Origin of the sequence: Pseudomonas sp. NFPP12, from assembly GCF_900103205.1 — a bacterium.
GTDB lineage: Bacteria > Pseudomonadota > Gammaproteobacteria > Pseudomonadales > Pseudomonadaceae > Aquipseudomonas > Aquipseudomonas protegens.
Window position 1 is genome coordinate 69,196 of record NZ_FMWW01000006.1, and the last position, 14,675, is coordinate 83,870.

Sequence of the window (14,675 nt, forward strand, 5' to 3'; positions counted from 1 at the left end):
GCCCCTGACCGACCCTTGGGAGTTGATGATTCATGGATATCCGTAAAGTTAAGAAACTGATCGAACTGCTGGAAGAGTCCGGCATCGACGAGCTGGAGATCAAGGAAGGCGAAGAGTCCGTACGCATCAGCCGCCACAGCAAGACTCCAGCCCAGCAGTACTACGCACCGGCTCCGGTTGCCGCTCCAGTGGCTGCGCCTGCCGCTGCCGCTCCTGCTGCCGCCGCCGCTCCTGCAGCACCGGCCGCACCCGCGCTGAACGGCACCGTGGCCCGTTCGCCAATGGTCGGTACTTTCTACCGCAAGTCTTCGCCTACCTCGCCAGCCTTCGTTGAAGTCGGCCAGAGCGTGAAGAAGGGCGACACCCTGTGCATCGTCGAAGCGATGAAGATGATGAACCACATCGAAGCTGAAACCAGCGGTGTGATCGAGTCCATTCTTGTCGAAGACGGCCAGCCGGTTGAGTACGACCAACCGCTGTTCACCATCGTTTGAACCGCGGAGAGTCTTTGATGTTGAAGCCTGCGAAGTTGGAAAAAGTCCTGATCGCCAACCGCGGCGAAATCGCCCTGCGGATCCTGCGTGCCTGCAAGGAAATGGGGATCAAGACCGTAGCCGTCTACTCCAAGGCCGACAAGGAGCTGATGCACCTGGGCCTGGCAGACGAATCGGTATGCATCGGCCCTGCGCAAGCCGCGCAGTCCTACCTGCACATCCCGGCCATCATCGCGGCCGCTGAAGTCACTGGCGCCACGGCGATCCACCCTGGCTACGGCTTCCTCGCGGAAAACGCCGACTTCGCCGAACAGGTGGAAAACTCCGGCTTCGCCTTCATCGGCCCGAAAGCCGAGACCATCCGCCTGATGGGCGACAAGGTTTCCGCCAAGCACGCCATGATCGCGGCCGGCGTACCGACGGTTCCAGGTTCCGACGGCCCGCTGCCGGAAGACGAGGAAACCGCCCTGCGCATCGGTCGTGAAGTCGGCTACCCGGTGATCATCAAGGCCGCCGGTGGCGGTGGTGGTCGCGGCATGCGCGTGGTGCACAAGGAAGAAGACCTGATCGCCTCGGCGAAGCTGACCCGCTCCGAAGCCGGCGCGGCGTTCGGCAATCCGATGGTCTACCTGGAGAAGTTCCTGACCAACCCACGTCACGTGGAGGTCCAGGTGCTGTCCGACGGCCAGGGCAATGCCATCCACCTGGGCGACCGCGACTGCTCGCTGCAGCGTCGGCACCAGAAGGTCCTCGAAGAAGCGCCGGCACCGGGCATCGACGAGACCGCCCGCCAGGAAGTCTTCGCCCGCTGCGTCAAGGCGTGCATCGACATCGGCTACCGTGGCGCCGGCACGTTCGAGTTCCTCTACGAGAACGGCCGCTTCTACTTCATCGAGATGAACACTCGCGTGCAGGTAGAGCACCCGGTATCGGAAATGGTGACCGGTATCGACATCGTCAAGGAAATGCTCAGCATTGCCGCCGGCAACAAGCTGTCGTTCACCCAGGACGACGTCGTGATCCGCGGCCACGCGCTGGAATGCCGGATCAACGCCGAAGACCCGAAAACCTTCATGCCAAGCCCAGGCACGGTCAAGCATTTCCATGCCCCGGGCGGCAACGGCGTGCGCGTCGACTCGCACCTGTACAGCGGTTACGCGGTTCCACCGAACTACGATTCGTTGATCGGCAAGCTGATCACCTACGGGGCCACCCGTGACGAAGCCATGGCGCGCATGCGCAATGCGCTGGACGAAATCGTCGTCGACGGGATCAAGACCAACATCCCGCTGCACCGCGACCTGACCCGTGACGAAGGCTTCTGCAAAGGGGGGGTGAACATTCACTACCTCGAGCACAAGCTGGCCGAGCAACACTGATCGGCACCCGCCACACCGACAAGGCCGCTTTCGAGCGGCCTTGTCGTATCCGCCGCCGCCCTGCAGGAGCGAGCCTGCTCACGAACCGCGCAGCGGCCATTCCCTGATCAACCGTCCTTGCGACCAAGCACAGGGTATCCCCCTCGCTCCCAAGGGGCGTCTCGCGTAAACTTGCGCGCTTCTCGCGGCCCACTAGGCTGCACATCACATATTTTCAAAGGTGCCCGCCATGCCTTGGCTGCAAGTCCGTCTCGCCATCAGCCCAGAACAAGCCGAAACCTACGAAGACGCTTTTCTTGAAGTCGGTGCCGTCTCGGTCACCTTCATGGACGCCGAGGATCAGCCGATCTTCGAACCTGAACTGAACACCACCCCGCTCTGGTCCCACACCCATCTGCTGGCCCTGTTCGAGGGCGGCACCGAAGCCGCCAGCGTACTCGCCCACATGGAGCTGCTGACCGGCGGCCCGCTGCCCGAGCATCACAGCGAAGTCATCGAAGACCAGGATTGGGAGCGCAGCTGGATGGACAACTTCCAGCCCATGCGTTTCGGCCAGCGCCTGTGGATCGTTCCCAGCTGGCACGCCGCGCCGGAGCCCGAGGCCGTGAACCTGCTGCTGGACCCGGGCCTGGCCTTCGGCACCGGCACCCACCCGACCACCGCCCTGTGCCTGGAATGGCTGGACGGCCAGGACCTGAAGGACTGCAACGTGCTGGACTTCGGCTGCGGCTCGGGGATCCTGGCCATTGCCGCCCTGTTGCTGGGCGCCAAACAGGCGGTGGGCACCGACATCGACGTGCAAGCCCTGGAAGCCTCCCGTGACAACGCCGGGCGCAACGGCATTGCCGACGAGCTGTTCCCGCTCTACCTGCCCGAGCAACTGCCCCAGGAGCAAGCCGATGTACTGGTGGCCAACATCCTGGCCGGGCCACTGGTGGCCCTGGCGCCGCAGCTTTCGGGGCTGGTCAAGTCCGGCGGGCGCCTGGCGCTTTCCGGCATTCTTGCCGAGCAGGGCGAGGAAGTCGCCGCGGCTTATGCCCAGGACTTCGATCTGGACCCGATCGCCACCCTTGATGGCTGGGTGCGCATCACCGGCCGTCGGCGCTAGAATGGCCGCCTGCATAATCCGGATGGCCGCATGACCGACAGTTTCGTCACCCAGTGCCCGCATTGCCAAACCCGCTTCCGCGTCAGCCATGCCCAGTTGAGCGTGGCCCGTGGAGTGGTTCGCTGTGGCTCCTGCCTGCAGGTGTTCAACGCCGCACGACAGTTGCTCGAGCAGCGCGCGGCCAAGGAAGCTGCCACCTCGAAAGCCGCTGCCAAACCCGTAGCGCCACCGGCTGCTCCCGCAGCGACCGTGGCGCCGGCACCGGCGGCACCGGAACCGGATCTGCCACCCCCCGCGGCCCCTGCCGCTCCTCAGCGCGCCATCAGCCAGAAGCAATGGTCGGCCGCCGAGATGGACCTGGATCACCTGGACCTCGATGAGGAACTGGCCAAGCTCGAACAGCGCGAAATCCAGCCAGCCAAGGCCTTTGGCCAGGAACGCGAGCACAAGGAAGGCAGCCTCAGCGCCCGGCGCGATACCCAGGACGCCGACGAGGCACACTGGCCGGACGGACTGTTCGGCAGCGCCGCCGAACGGGACGACAGCGAGCCTTCGCCCCCCAAGGTGCAACCGGACGACGCCGAACCCAGCGCCGAACCACCCAAGCCCAGCCGCACCGAACCGTCGCTGTCGTTCAACCTCGCGGACCTGGACGACGAACCCCAGGCGCCCAGGTTGCGCCTGGACGATGACCTGGAACCTCACTCGCCTGCCAACCCGGACGACCAGGACGACGAGCCCGCCGTCTCCGGCAAGAAGCGCCGAGAGCGCAACGAGCCCGGGGTCAAGGAAGAGGTGCTGCTGGACCTGGTGGACGACCCGCTCCACCTCGACTGGCAGAAGCGCCGCTCGCCCTGGGGCAAGCGCCTGCTCTGGCTGCTGCTGATCCTGCTGGCCGCCGGCGGCCTGGTGGGACAATACGTCGCCTATCACTTTGATGAGCTGGCCCGCCAGGACCAGTACCGCCCCTGGTTCCAGCAACTGTGCCCGGAATTCGGCTGCACGGTACCTTCCCGGGTCGACATCGCCCGGATCAAGAGCAGCAACCTGGTGGTACGCAGCCATCCGGAATTCAGCGGCGCCCTGGTGGTGGACGCCATCATCTATAACCGCGCGCCCTTCTCCCAACCCTTCCCGCTGCTTGAGCTGCGCTTCGCCGACCTCAACGGCCACCTGATCGCCAGCCGCAGCTTCAAGCCCGGGGAATACCTGGGCGGTGACTTGCAGGATGCGGCGGAAATGCCGCCGCAGACTCCGATTCACATCGCCCTGGATATTCTTGACCCCGGCCCGAAAGCGGTGAACTACAGTCTGAGTTTCCACTCGCCTGAGTGAATCGGCTGCACAAGTTCACGGACGACTCTGGATTAACGACAGTTTTATGACTGTTTCGCCTGGATTGCTCCCAGGACGTTACAGAAGAACTGTTCAGATTTTATCCAATTCAGCCTTTATCCGGTCATCGAGAGCGGGTATCATGCCAACCCTTTTTCGAACTCTCATGATCCGGCCCCACAACAGGGAAGTCCTATGTCGGCGGTACGCATCGGCCCATATACAGTGCACAACGGTTTGATTCTCGCCCCGATGGCGGGAGTTACAGACCAGCCCTTTCGTCAGCTTTGCAAGCAATTGGGCGCGGGCCTTGTAGTCTCGGAAATGGTCACCAGCGACATGAGCTTGTGGAACAGCCGCAAATCGCGGTTGCGCATGATCCACGAAGGCGATCCCGAGCCCCGCTCGGTGCAGATTGCCGGGGGTGATGCACAGATGCTGGCAGACGCCGCCCGCGCCAACGTCGAGTTGGGCGCACAGATTATTGATATCAACATGGGTTGCCCGGCCAAGAAGGTCTGCAACAAGGCCGCCGGCTCCGCGTTGCTGAAGGACGAAGCCCTGGTCAACGAGATTCTCCAGGCAGTAGTGGCCGCTGTGGATGTACCGGTCACCCTGAAGATCCGCACCGGCTGGGACCGGGAGAACAAGAACGGCCTGACGGTGGCGAAGATCGCCGAGCAGGCCGGCATCACGGCACTGGCGGTCCATGGTCGGACCCGGGCCGACCTGTACACCGGTGAAGCCGAGTACGACACCATTGCCGCGATCAAGCAGGCGATGTCGATCCCGGTCTTTGCCAATGGCGATATCGACTCGCCGGAAAAGGCCCGGCGGGTGTTGCACGCCACCGGCGCCGACGGGCTGTTGATCGGCCGGGCCGCCCAGGGGCGGCCATGGATTTTTCGTGAGATCGAACACTTCCTCAGTACCGGTGAAACCCTCCCGGCACCGGAGCTGTTCGAGGTGGAACGTATTCTGCTAGAGCACCTGGCCGCGCTGCATGCCTTCTATGGAGAGGTCATGGGCGTACGCATTGCGCGCAAGCATGTGGGCTGGTATCTCGCAACCCTGCCGGGCGCCAGGGAGTTTCGCGCCCACTTCAATCGTTTGGAAGATACGGAAGCACAATGCGCCAACGTTCGTGAGTTCTTTGCCGGACGTTACAAGAGCCTGGAAACAGGGGACGGAGAGGGGGTGGCCGCATGACGATGATGACCGAGACTTTAGTGAGTGGAACAACACCCGTGAGCGACAACGTGAATTTGAAACAGCACCTCAATACACCCAGCGAAGAAGGCCAGACCCTTCGCGGGAGTGTCGAGAAGGCGCTGCACAATTATTTCGCCCACCTTGAGGGCGCTGCCGTCACGGACGTGTACAACCTGGTGCTCTCCGAAGTCGAGGCTCCGTTGCTCGAAAGCGTGATGAACTACGTCAAGGGCAACCAGACCAAGGCCAGCGAACTCCTGGGTCTGAACCGCGGTACCCTGCGCAAGAAACTCAAGCAGTACGATTTGCTGTAAGCATTCAATCAAACCAGAAAGGCGCCCGCGTAAAAAACGGTCGCCTTTTTTGCTGACTCCTTTGCTTTTGATGGAAATTGAGATGACCGACCAGACTACCCGCCTGCCGATCCGCCGCGCCTTGATCAGTGTTTCCGACAAGACCGGGATCCTCGAATTCGCCAAGGAGCTGGAAGCCCTTGGTGTGGAGATCCTCTCCACCGGCGGGACCTTCAAACTGCTGCAGGACAACGGCGTGTCCGCAGTGGAAGTCGCGGATTACACCGGTTTCGCGGAAATGATGGATGGCCGGGTGAAGACCCTGCACCCGAAAATCCACGGCGGTATCCTCGGCCGTCGCGGCATTGACGACGCCATCATGAACGAGCACGGGATCAAGCCGATCGACCTGGTCGCGGTCAACCTCTACCCGTTCGAAGCCACCATCAACAAGCCAGGCTGCGACCTGCCGACCGCCATCGAGAACATCGACATCGGCGGCCCGACCATGGTCCGCTCGGCGGCCAAGAACCATAAGGACGTGGCCATCGTGGTCAATGCCAGCGACTACGCCGGCGTCCTGGAAAGCCTCAAGGCCGGTGGCCTGACTTACGCCCAGCGCTTCGACCTGATGCTCAAGGCCTTCGAACACACCGCTGCGTACGACGGCATGATCGCCAACTACATGGGCACCGTGAACCAGGCCGCCGAAACCCTCTCGACATCCGGCCGCAGCGAATTCCCGCGCACCTTCAACAGCCAGTTCATCAAGGCCCAGGAAATGCGCTACGGCGAGAACCCGCACCAGAGCGCGGCGTTCTACGTTGAGGCCAAGCCTGCTGAAGTCGGCATCGCCACCGCGACCCAACTGCAAGGCAAAGAGCTGTCCTACAACAACGTGGCCGACACCGACGCCGCGCTGGAATGCGTGAAGAGCTTCGTCAAGCCGGCCTGCGTCATCGTCAAGCACGCCAACCCGTGCGGCGTGGCGGTCAGCCCGGACGCTGAAGGCGGTATCCGCCAGGCGTACGAACTGGCCTACGCCACCGACACCGAATCGGCCTTCGGCGGCATCATCGCCTTCAACCGCGAGCTGGATGCAGCCACCGCCAAGGCCATCGTCGAGCGTCAGTTCGTCGAAGTGATCATTGCCCCGAGCGTCAGCGAAGAAGCCCGCGCCATCGTCGCTGCCAAGGCCAACGTGCGCCTGCTGGCCTGCGGCCAGTGGTCGGCTGAGCGCGCTGCGGCCTGGGATTACAAGCGCGTCAACGGCGGCCTGCTGGTACAGAGCCGCGACATCGGCATGATCAGTGCCGATGACCTGAAAGTCGTGACCAAGCGCGCCCCGACCGAGCAAGAGATCAACGACCTGATCTTCGCCTGGAAAGTCGCCAAGTACGTCAAGTCCAACGCCATCGTCTACGCCAAGAACCGCCAGACCATCGGTGTCGGCGCCGGCCAGATGAGCCGCGTGAACTCCGCGCGAATCGCCGCCATCAAGGCCGAGCACGCCGGCTTGCAAGTCGCCGGTTCGGTCATGGCCTCCGATGCGTTCTTCCCGTTCCGCGACGGCCTGGACAACGCCGCCAAGGTCGGCATCACCGCAGTGATCCAGCCCGGCGGCTCGATGCGTGACAACGAAGTGATTGCCGCGGCCGACGAAGCGGGCATTGCCATGGTGTTCACCGGCATGCGCCACTTCCGTCACTGATACGACAACGGTCGCACTGACACCGGCATCTGCTGCGTTGGAGCCCACCTCGATGATGCTCATTGCCAACAGGCAACTGCGCTCATCGAGGTGGGCTCCGCCTTGCATCTACCACTGTCATTGCAACCTCCTGAGGCGTCCAGCTCTTCAGGTTCCAAAACAGAATTAGCGTCATCCGAGGTTTTTGAAATGAATGTACTGATCATTGGTAGCGGCGGTCGTGAACACGCTCTGGCCTGGAAAGTCGCTCAGGACCCACGGGTTCAGAAAGTGTTCGTCGCCCCAGGCAACGCCGGCACCGCCATCGAGGCCAAGTGCGAGAACGTCGCCATCGACGTCCTGGCCCTGGAGCAGCTTGCAGACTTTGCTCAGAAGAATGTGTCCCTGACCATCGTCGGCCCGGAAGTGCCGCTGGTGGCTGGCGTGGTCGACCTGTTCCGCTCCCGTGGCCTGGACTGCTTCGGCCCGACTGCCGGTGCTGCGCAGCTGGAAGGTTCGAAAGCCTTCACCAAGGATTTCCTCGCCCGCCACAAGATCCCTACTGCCGACTATCAGAACTTCACCGAGATCGAGCCAGCCCTGGCTTACCTGCGTGAAAAAGGCGCCCCGATCGTGATCAAGGCCGACGGCCTGGCCGCCGGCAAAGGCGTGATCGTGGCCATGACCCTGGCCGAAGCCGAGGAAGCGGTGCGCGACATGCTCGCCGGCAATGCCTTCGGCGACGCCGGTTCCCGCGTGGTGATCGAGGAGTTCCTCGACGGCGAGGAAGCCAGCTTCATCGTCATGGTCGACGGCAAGAACGTGCTGCCCATGGCCACCAGCCAGGACCACAAGCGCGTCGGCGACGGCGACACTGGCCCCAATACCGGTGGCATGGGCGCCTACTCCCCGGCACCGGTGGTCACTTCAGAAGTGCACCAGCGGGTGATGGACCTGGTGATCTGGCCCACCGTGCGCGGCATGGCCGAGGAAGGCAACGTCTACACCGGCTTCCTCTACGCCGGGCTGATGATCGACAAGGCCGGCAACCCGAAAGTCATCGAGTTCAACTGCCGCTTCGGCGACCCGGAAACCCAACCGGTGATGCTGCGCCTGCAATCGAGCCTGGTGCTGCTGGTGGAAGCTGCCCTGGCCCAGGCCCTGGACAAGGTCGAAGCGCAGTGGGACCCACGCCCGAGCCTGGGTATCGTCCTGGCGGCAGGCGGCTATCCTGGTGACTACGCCAAGGGCGCGGCCATCACCGGCCTGGACGCCGCGGCAGCACTGGAAGGCAAGGTGTTCCACGCCGGTACCGCACTCAAGGATGGCCAGGTCGTGACCTCCGGCGGCCGGGTACTGTGCGCTACCGCCATGGGTGACAGCGTCGACGCGGCTCAGCAACAGGCCTACCGCCTGGCGGCCGAGATCGACTGGCAGGGCTGCTTCTACCGCAAGGACATCGGCTACCGCGCCATTGCCCGCGAGCGCGGCCAGGAGTAAGGCTGTCGTTGACCCCGGCAAGGGCACACGCCCTTGTCGTGCGGTCATTACGCCGCGCATAGTTATAATCAGGCATCAACCAACGAAGGGATTTCGCCGTGCGCTGGCTCAGGATTGCCCTAGGCTTCACCGTCACCTTGCTGACCCTGCTCTGCTTGAACCCGGCCCTGGCCGCTCAAGGCAGTGGCTGGGCGGTTTTGCTCGACGAACAGGCCGACCTGCAGCTCAGTGACATCCGCTCCCCGCGCTACACCAACCAGTTCAGCCCGATCGAGCTGGACAAGCTCACCGCCGCCGAGCCCGATGGCGCCCTGTGGCTACGCTTCAAGCTGCAACCGGGAACCCATGAGCAGATCCTGCGGATCTTCGCCCCCGACCTGTCCCACCTGAACCTCTACGTGCTCGAAGGCGACAAGCTGATCGAGCAAGTGAACACCGGCTCCGGCACGTCGCAGGCGCAAAAGCCCCTGCCCAGCAGCGACTTCATGCTGCCGCTGCCGCAAAGCGCCAAGCCACTGGACGTCTATGTACGCCTGGTGTCCGAACACGAGCTGCGCCCCTTCATCACCCTGCAATCGGCGGTGATGGGCGCGGCCGACCAGAGCCAGACGCTGATCTACGGCCTGCTCTTCGGCTGCCTGGCGATGCTGATCCTGCACAACCTCACCCGCTTCGCCTACACCCGTTCGCGCAGCAGCCTGTGGCTGGCAGCCTGCGAAGGGCTGCTGACCCTCAGCCTGCTGATGCTGCTGAACCTGTTCGGGCCCTGGCTCCCGGCCTGGGAAGCCCTGCAGACGCCGGGGGCCTATATCGCCCTGCTGCTGACCGCGCCCTGCGGGATGATGTTCGCCTACCGCTTCTTCGCCCCCCTGGGCGCCCATCCACTGAACCGCCTGCTGCTGGGCAACATCCTGCTGATCAGCCTGTTCGGCCTGTTGCTGCTGTTCGTCGATACCCTGCCGCTGAACATCATCACCTACGGCCTGGTGGCCCTGGCCGGCCTGAGCATGCTGTTCGTCGGTGGCTATCACTGGCACAAGGGCTATCGCCCGGCGCGCCTGTTCGTCGCCGCCATGGTGATCTTCAACCTCGGCACCCTGGTGATCCTGCCGGCCCTGCTGGGGCTGACCCTGGTGGCCCCGCAAGGCCTGATCGTCACCCTCTTGAGCGTGGTGTGCATCGCCGGGCTGCTGATGAGCATTGCCCTGGGCGAGCGCCAGCGCAACATCACCGAGAACCGCTTCAGCGTCAGCCGCGACCTGGCCGCCAGCACCGCCGAGGTCAATGCCAAGGCCGAGTTCCTGGCCAAGATCAGCCACGAGATCCGCACCCCGATGAACGGCGTGCTGGGCATGACCGAGCTGCTGCTGGGCACCCCGCTGTCGGTCAAGCAGCGCGATTACGTGCAGACCATCCACAGTGCCGGCAACGAGCTGCTGACCCTGATCAACGAGATCCTCGACATCTCCAAGCTGGAGTCCGGGCAGATCGAACTGGACGATGTGCAGTTCGACCTCAACGCCCTGATCGAAGACTGCCTGAGCATCTTCCGGGCCAAGGCCGAACAGCAGAACGTCGAGCTGATCAGTTTCATCCAGCCCCAGGTGCCACGGGTCATCAGCGGTGACCCGACACGCCTGCGCCAGGCCCTGCTGAGCCTGTTGGAAAATGCCCTGAAGAAGACCGATGAAGGCGAAGTGCTGATCGTCGTCGCCCTCGACGAGCGCAGCAGCAAACCGCGCCTGCGCATCGCCGTGCAGGACAGCGGCCAGCCGATGGAGGCCGAAGAGCGCGAAGCCCTGCTGCACACCGAGCTGCACAGCAAGAACTTCCTCGCCACCACCCGCCTGGGGGGCAACCTGGGGCTGGTGATCGCCCGTCAACTGATCCTGCTGATGCATGGCGAGTTCGGCATCAAGAGCGGCACCAACCAGGGCAGCACCCTGTGGCTGACCCTGCCCCTGGATGCCGAGCGCCTGGAACACCCGACCGCCGACCTCGACGGCCCCCTGCAGGGCGCGCGGGTACTGGTGGTGGACGACAACGACACCTGCCGCAAGGTGCTGGTACAGCAGTGCAGTGCCTGGGGCCTGAACGTCAGCGCCGTGCCATCGGGCAAGGAAGCCCTGGCCCTGCTACGCACCAAGGCGCACCTGCGGGACTACTTCGACGTGGTATTGCTGGACCAGAACATGCCCGGCATGACCGGCATGCAACTGGCGGCGAAGATCAAGGAAGACCCGAGCCTGAACCACGACATCCTGCTGATCATGCTCACCGGCATCAGCAATGCGCCGAGCAAGGTGATTGCACGCAATGCCGGGATCAAGCGCATCCTCGCCAAGCCAGTGGCCGGCTACACCCTCAAGACCACCCTGGCGGACGAACTCAATCAGCGCGACAAGGCCCCCGCCGCCCCCTACAACCAGCCGGCGCACGCTGCCCAGGCCCCGGCGCCAGTCACCGTGCCCAGCGACTTCCGCATCCTGGTGGCCGAGGACAACAGTATTTCCACCAAGGTCATCCGCGGCATGCTCGGCAAGCTCAACCTGCAGCCCGATACCGCCAGCAACGGCGAGGAAGCCTTGCAGGCAATGAAAGCCAACCGCTACGACCTGGTACTGATGGACTGCGAAATGCCGGTGCTCGACGGCTTCTCCGCCACCCAGCAACTGCGCGCCTGGGAAGTCGGCAACCAGCGGGTGCGTACCCCGGTGGTGGCGCTCACCGCGCACATCCTCGCCGAGCACAAGGAGCGCGCGCGCCAGGCCGGCATGGATGGGCACATGGCCAAGCCCGTGGAGCTCTCGCAACTGCGAGAACTGGTGGAACACTGGGTGACCCAGCGCGACCTGCGCGAGCGCAGCACCGCGCACACCAGTTGAGCCGACAGGCTCTGCGGCGCCTGTTAAACTCTCGCTCGCCCTCCTTTAGTCGTGAGCTCCCACCATGCTCCACGTGCTGTTCAGCGTTTACCTGAAGATGCTGGTGCTCTACAGCCCCTTCTTCGTGCTCTCGTGCTTCATCAGCCTGACCCGCGGCTATTCGCTCAAGGAGCGCCGGCGCCTGGCCTGGAAAGTGGCCCTGGCGACCCTGGTCTCCAGCATCCTGCTGTACCTGTTCGGCCGGGTGATCTTCGGCGTGTTCGGCATCACCGTTGACGCCTTCCGCATCGGCGCCGGCAGTGTGCTGTTCATCTCAGCCCTGGGCATGGCCCAGGGCAAATCGGCGGTGCAGACCGACAACGTGCAGCAGGACGTGACCATAGTCCCGCTGACCATTCCCCTGACCGTGGGCCCGGGCACCATCGGCGCCCTGCTGGTGATGGGCGTCAGCCAGCCGCACTGGGACGACAAGCTCACCGCCATCCTCAGCATCGCCCTGGCCAGCCTCACCGTGGGGGTGGTGCTGTACCTGTCCAACCGCATCGAACGCATCCTCGGCGACCAGGGCTTGCAGATCGTCAGCCGGTTGATGGGACTGTTCGTCTGCGCCCTGGCGGCGCAGATCATCTTCACCGGGGTCAGGGGCTACCTGGTCCCTTAGGGCCCCGGCCACCCTCCCATCAAGCGACAGGCAACGGAATGCAGACTCTTCAACGACCCACTGGCACGGGCCCCGCCGCCGCGCGCGCCCTGCGCCTTGCGCAGATCGGGCGCGGCCTGGCCTGCCTGCTGGCCGGGCTCCTGCTCATGCCCCTCCCGACACTGGCTGGCGAATCGCCCCAGGCCAAGCTCGAGGCCTGGCTGAACAAGACCAGTGAATCCATTGAGCGCTTTGGCGACTTCAAGGTGTACCACCGTCGGGACGGCAGCAGCCCCCGGGAAATCACCTACAAGGGCCAGCTCTATCGGCCGCTGAACGCCTGGCAGATCACCGATGTAAAACCCAGCGGGGCGACCCGGGGCGGGCAACCGGTACTGCTGGCCACCACCATCGAATGGATGGGCGTCGGCACGGTGCTGATCGCCGTGCAGAACGACACGCCCCTGGCCCGCGTCCTCAGCCCGGTCAAGAGCAAGAGCGAACCCGACTGGGGCCAGCCGCAACCCGGACGCAGCGACCTGCTGCTGTTTCCCGAGGGCGCGCGGGCCCTGGTGCCCTCCACCGGGCAAGTGCTGTGGTTCGACGAGCGGCTGCCCGGCTGGGGGTTCTCCCACTACGCCATGCTGGTGTCGGTGTCGCCGGACAACAGCAGTGCTGCGTTCCTCGGCAAGGAAGGGCTGCTGCTCAGTTCGGCGGAGCAGGGCGTGTATGCCCAGTTGCCGATCAGCAAAGAGCTGAACCTGAGCCAGCTCTGGCCCCTGTTCAACCAAGCCGGCGACCGCGCGCGAAAGGCCCTGGACGAAGGCCGGCGCATTGACCAGAGCCGCCTGCATCACGCCTTGCAGGTGGACTGGGTCGGCCGCCAGTTCAGCTGGCAGCAGGTGCAGGGAAGCTGGCAGCTCAAGGGGCTGGGCCTGAACTCCAGCCCGCTGAAAAAGGAGCATTGAGTGATGACCGTTCTACGTCCATGGCCCGCCCGACAGCTGCTGCGCCTGACTACGGCCATGGTGCTGGCCGGTTGCGCCAGCCATGGCAGCGAGCAACCCAGCGATATACGCACCGAGCACGCCCAGGCCTCAGACGCGGTGCTGGAGTTTGAAGTCAGCTTCGCCAAAGCGCCGGACTACAAGCCTGAAACCCGCGGCCCCTATGCATCCAGCCAGTACGTGAAGATCGAGGGCGCACCGGCCCTGGAGATTCCCTTCTACCAAAAGGGTATCGGCTTCGAACTGGGCGTGGTGGGTGACCCGCGGGCGCTGCTGGCCCTGCCCTACCCTTCACCCAAGGCCGACTCATCGAGCAAGAACCTGCGGGTCATCGGCCAACGCCTGGACAGCACCCGCTACCGTTTTGTAGTGCTGCCGCTGTCGGGCTGGAACAGCCTCGACAGCTTCGAGGTGGCCTTCGCCCACAACGGCCGGCGCGAGGCCATGACCTTCACCTACAGCACGCAAGTGGCCTGCAACAGCAGCTTTGCGGTGACGACGCCGACCTACGGTTTCGCTATGTCGGTGGCGGCGCGCTTTCCCAAGGGCGTCCAGGGTTGCCTCAAGGCCTGTGATGCACGCCCCGAGTACGCCGGGCAATGCGCCTACAACTCCGGTTTTCGCCAGGTCTCGAACCTGTAGAAAACCCCTTCCAGCAGGAGCAGGAACCACCCAATGCCCTACAGCGCCGATGCCGCTTTCATTCAGGAACAATGGCTGGGCGGGTGTTTCCCCCGGGAAAACACCCTGGTACTCGGCAGCGGGTTCTACTGCCTGTTCGACCTGCCCTATGAACATCCCCGGCTGATCAACAACGTCTGGATGCCGGCCCTGGACTATCCCCAACAGGATGAGCCTGACTTCGTCACCACCCTGGGCTTGTGCACCGACGGTCCACAGTCGTTCTATGCCCGGGGTGGGGAGACGGCAGGCTACGGCGGCGATGGCTTCCTGGCCTTGCAGGAAAAAGGCTCGGATGCACTGATCTGGCTGATTGCCCTGCGCGACACCAACCCCTTCAACCGAGTAGAGATCCAGGACCAGTACCTCCATGGCGAATCGACCTCCGGGGTCAGGGTACGAATACCCATTCAGCGCCCTGACCAATTGACCCTGACCTGGCCCTGAACCG

13 protein-coding genes are annotated in these 14,675 nt (G+C 64.0%); all 13 read left to right on the plus strand.

Annotated features, from left to right (window positions below; translation table 11 throughout):
* Positions 1-32: 32 nt before the first annotated feature.
* On the plus strand, positions 33-494 hold the full coding sequence (accB, locus tag BLS75_RS25220; RefSeq protein ID WP_015633997.1) for an acetyl-CoA carboxylase biotin carboxyl carrier protein: 462 nt from the start codon (positions 33-35) through the stop codon (positions 492-494).
* A 17-nt stretch (positions 495-511) separates the two neighbouring features.
* Positions 512-1,873: an acetyl-CoA carboxylase biotin carboxylase subunit gene (gene accC / locus BLS75_RS25225; protein ID WP_015633996.1), complete on the plus strand. Its 1,362-nt coding sequence runs from the start codon at positions 512-514 to the stop codon at positions 1,871-1,873.
* 229 nt (positions 1,874-2,102) lie between these two features.
* Positions 2,103-2,981, plus strand: coding sequence for a 50S ribosomal protein L11 methyltransferase (gene prmA / locus BLS75_RS25230; RefSeq protein WP_065364917.1), 879 nt, complete (start codon positions 2,103-2,105; stop codon positions 2,979-2,981).
* 30 nt (positions 2,982-3,011) lie between these two features.
* Positions 3,012-4,316: a DUF3426 domain-containing protein gene (locus tag BLS75_RS25235; RefSeq protein WP_053148860.1), complete on the plus strand. Its 1,305-nt coding sequence runs from the start codon at positions 3,012-3,014 to the stop codon at positions 4,314-4,316.
* Positions 4,317-4,511: 195 nt separating this feature from the next.
* Positions 4,512-5,525, plus strand: a complete 1,014-nt coding sequence (gene dusB / locus BLS75_RS25240; protein ID WP_072451991.1) for a tRNA dihydrouridine synthase DusB — start codon at positions 4,512-4,514, stop codon at positions 5,523-5,525.
* The gene (fis, locus tag BLS75_RS25245) at positions 5,522-5,842 is read left to right on the plus strand and encodes a DNA-binding transcriptional regulator Fis (RefSeq protein ID WP_003186237.1); all 321 of its coding nucleotides are present in this window, start codon (positions 5,522-5,524) and stop codon (positions 5,840-5,842) included. Before dusB ends, fis begins: the two co-directional genes overlap by 4 nt.
* Before the next feature lie 82 nt (positions 5,843-5,924).
* Complete coding sequence (gene purH / locus BLS75_RS25250) at positions 5,925-7,532, plus strand: bifunctional phosphoribosylaminoimidazolecarboxamide formyltransferase/IMP cyclohydrolase (RefSeq protein ID WP_011059036.1); 1,608 nt, start codon at positions 5,925-5,927, stop codon at positions 7,530-7,532.
* A 189-nt stretch (positions 7,533-7,721) separates the two neighbouring features.
* Positions 7,722-9,011, plus strand: a complete 1,290-nt coding sequence (gene purD, locus BLS75_RS25255) for a phosphoribosylamine--glycine ligase (protein WP_011059035.1) — start codon at positions 7,722-7,724, stop codon at positions 9,009-9,011.
* Positions 9,012-9,109: 98 nt separating this feature from the next.
* A complete protein-coding gene (locus BLS75_RS25260; protein ID WP_072451992.1) occupies positions 9,110-11,896 on the plus strand; it encodes a hybrid sensor histidine kinase/response regulator in 2,787 nt (928 codons plus the stop codon).
* 64 nt (positions 11,897-11,960) lie between these two features.
* Positions 11,961-12,557 carry a MarC family protein gene (locus tag BLS75_RS25265; RefSeq protein WP_011059033.1) on the plus strand — a complete coding sequence of 199 codons (597 nt, stop codon included), beginning with the start codon at positions 11,961-11,963 and terminating at the stop codon, positions 12,555-12,557.
* Between the two features lie 38 nt (positions 12,558-12,595).
* Positions 12,596-13,504 carry a hypothetical protein gene (locus BLS75_RS25270; RefSeq protein WP_072451993.1) on the plus strand — a complete coding sequence of 303 codons (909 nt, stop codon included), beginning with the start codon at positions 12,596-12,598 and terminating at the stop codon, positions 13,502-13,504.
* Positions 13,505-13,507: 3 nt separating this feature from the next.
* Positions 13,508-14,185: a hypothetical protein gene (locus BLS75_RS25275; RefSeq protein ID WP_072451994.1), complete on the plus strand. Its 678-nt coding sequence runs from the start codon at positions 13,508-13,510 to the stop codon at positions 14,183-14,185.
* 33 nt (positions 14,186-14,218) lie between these two features.
* Positions 14,219-14,671 (plus strand): hypothetical protein, encoded by a 453-nt coding sequence (locus BLS75_RS25280; protein ID WP_072451995.1) that lies wholly within the window; start codon positions 14,219-14,221, stop codon positions 14,669-14,671.
* Positions 14,672-14,675 lie beyond the last annotated feature (4 nt).

What these genes read in the sequence shown, in the direction of transcription:
- accB (WP_015633997.1), top strand. Translation starts at nt 33, where the DNA reads ATGGATATCCGTAAAGTTAAGAAACTGATCGAACTGCTGGAAGAGTCC.
- accC (WP_015633996.1), top strand. Translation starts at nt 512, where the DNA reads ATGTTGAAGCCTGCGAAGTTGGAAAAAGTCCTGATCGCCAACCGCGGC.
- prmA (WP_065364917.1), top strand. Translation starts at nt 2,103, where the DNA reads ATGCCTTGGCTGCAAGTCCGTCTCGCCATCAGCCCAGAACAAGCCGAA.
- BLS75_RS25235 (WP_053148860.1), top strand. Translation starts at nt 3,012, where the DNA reads ATGACCGACAGTTTCGTCACCCAGTGCCCGCATTGCCAAACCCGCTTC.
- dusB (WP_072451991.1), top strand. Translation starts at nt 4,512, where the DNA reads ATGTCGGCGGTACGCATCGGCCCATATACAGTGCACAACGGTTTGATT.
- fis (WP_003186237.1), top strand. Translation starts at nt 5,522, where the DNA reads ATGACGATGATGACCGAGACTTTAGTGAGTGGAACAACACCCGTGAGC.
- purH (WP_011059036.1), top strand. Translation starts at nt 5,925, where the DNA reads ATGACCGACCAGACTACCCGCCTGCCGATCCGCCGCGCCTTGATCAGT.
- purD (WP_011059035.1), top strand. Translation starts at nt 7,722, where the DNA reads ATGAATGTACTGATCATTGGTAGCGGCGGTCGTGAACACGCTCTGGCC.
- BLS75_RS25265 (WP_011059033.1), top strand. Translation starts at nt 11,961, where the DNA reads ATGCTCCACGTGCTGTTCAGCGTTTACCTGAAGATGCTGGTGCTCTAC.
- BLS75_RS25270 (WP_072451993.1), top strand. Translation starts at nt 12,596, where the DNA reads ATGCAGACTCTTCAACGACCCACTGGCACGGGCCCCGCCGCCGCGCGC.
- BLS75_RS25275 (WP_072451994.1), top strand. Translation starts at nt 13,508, where the DNA reads ATGACCGTTCTACGTCCATGGCCCGCCCGACAGCTGCTGCGCCTGACT.
- BLS75_RS25280 (WP_072451995.1), top strand. Translation starts at nt 14,219, where the DNA reads ATGCCCTACAGCGCCGATGCCGCTTTCATTCAGGAACAATGGCTGGGC.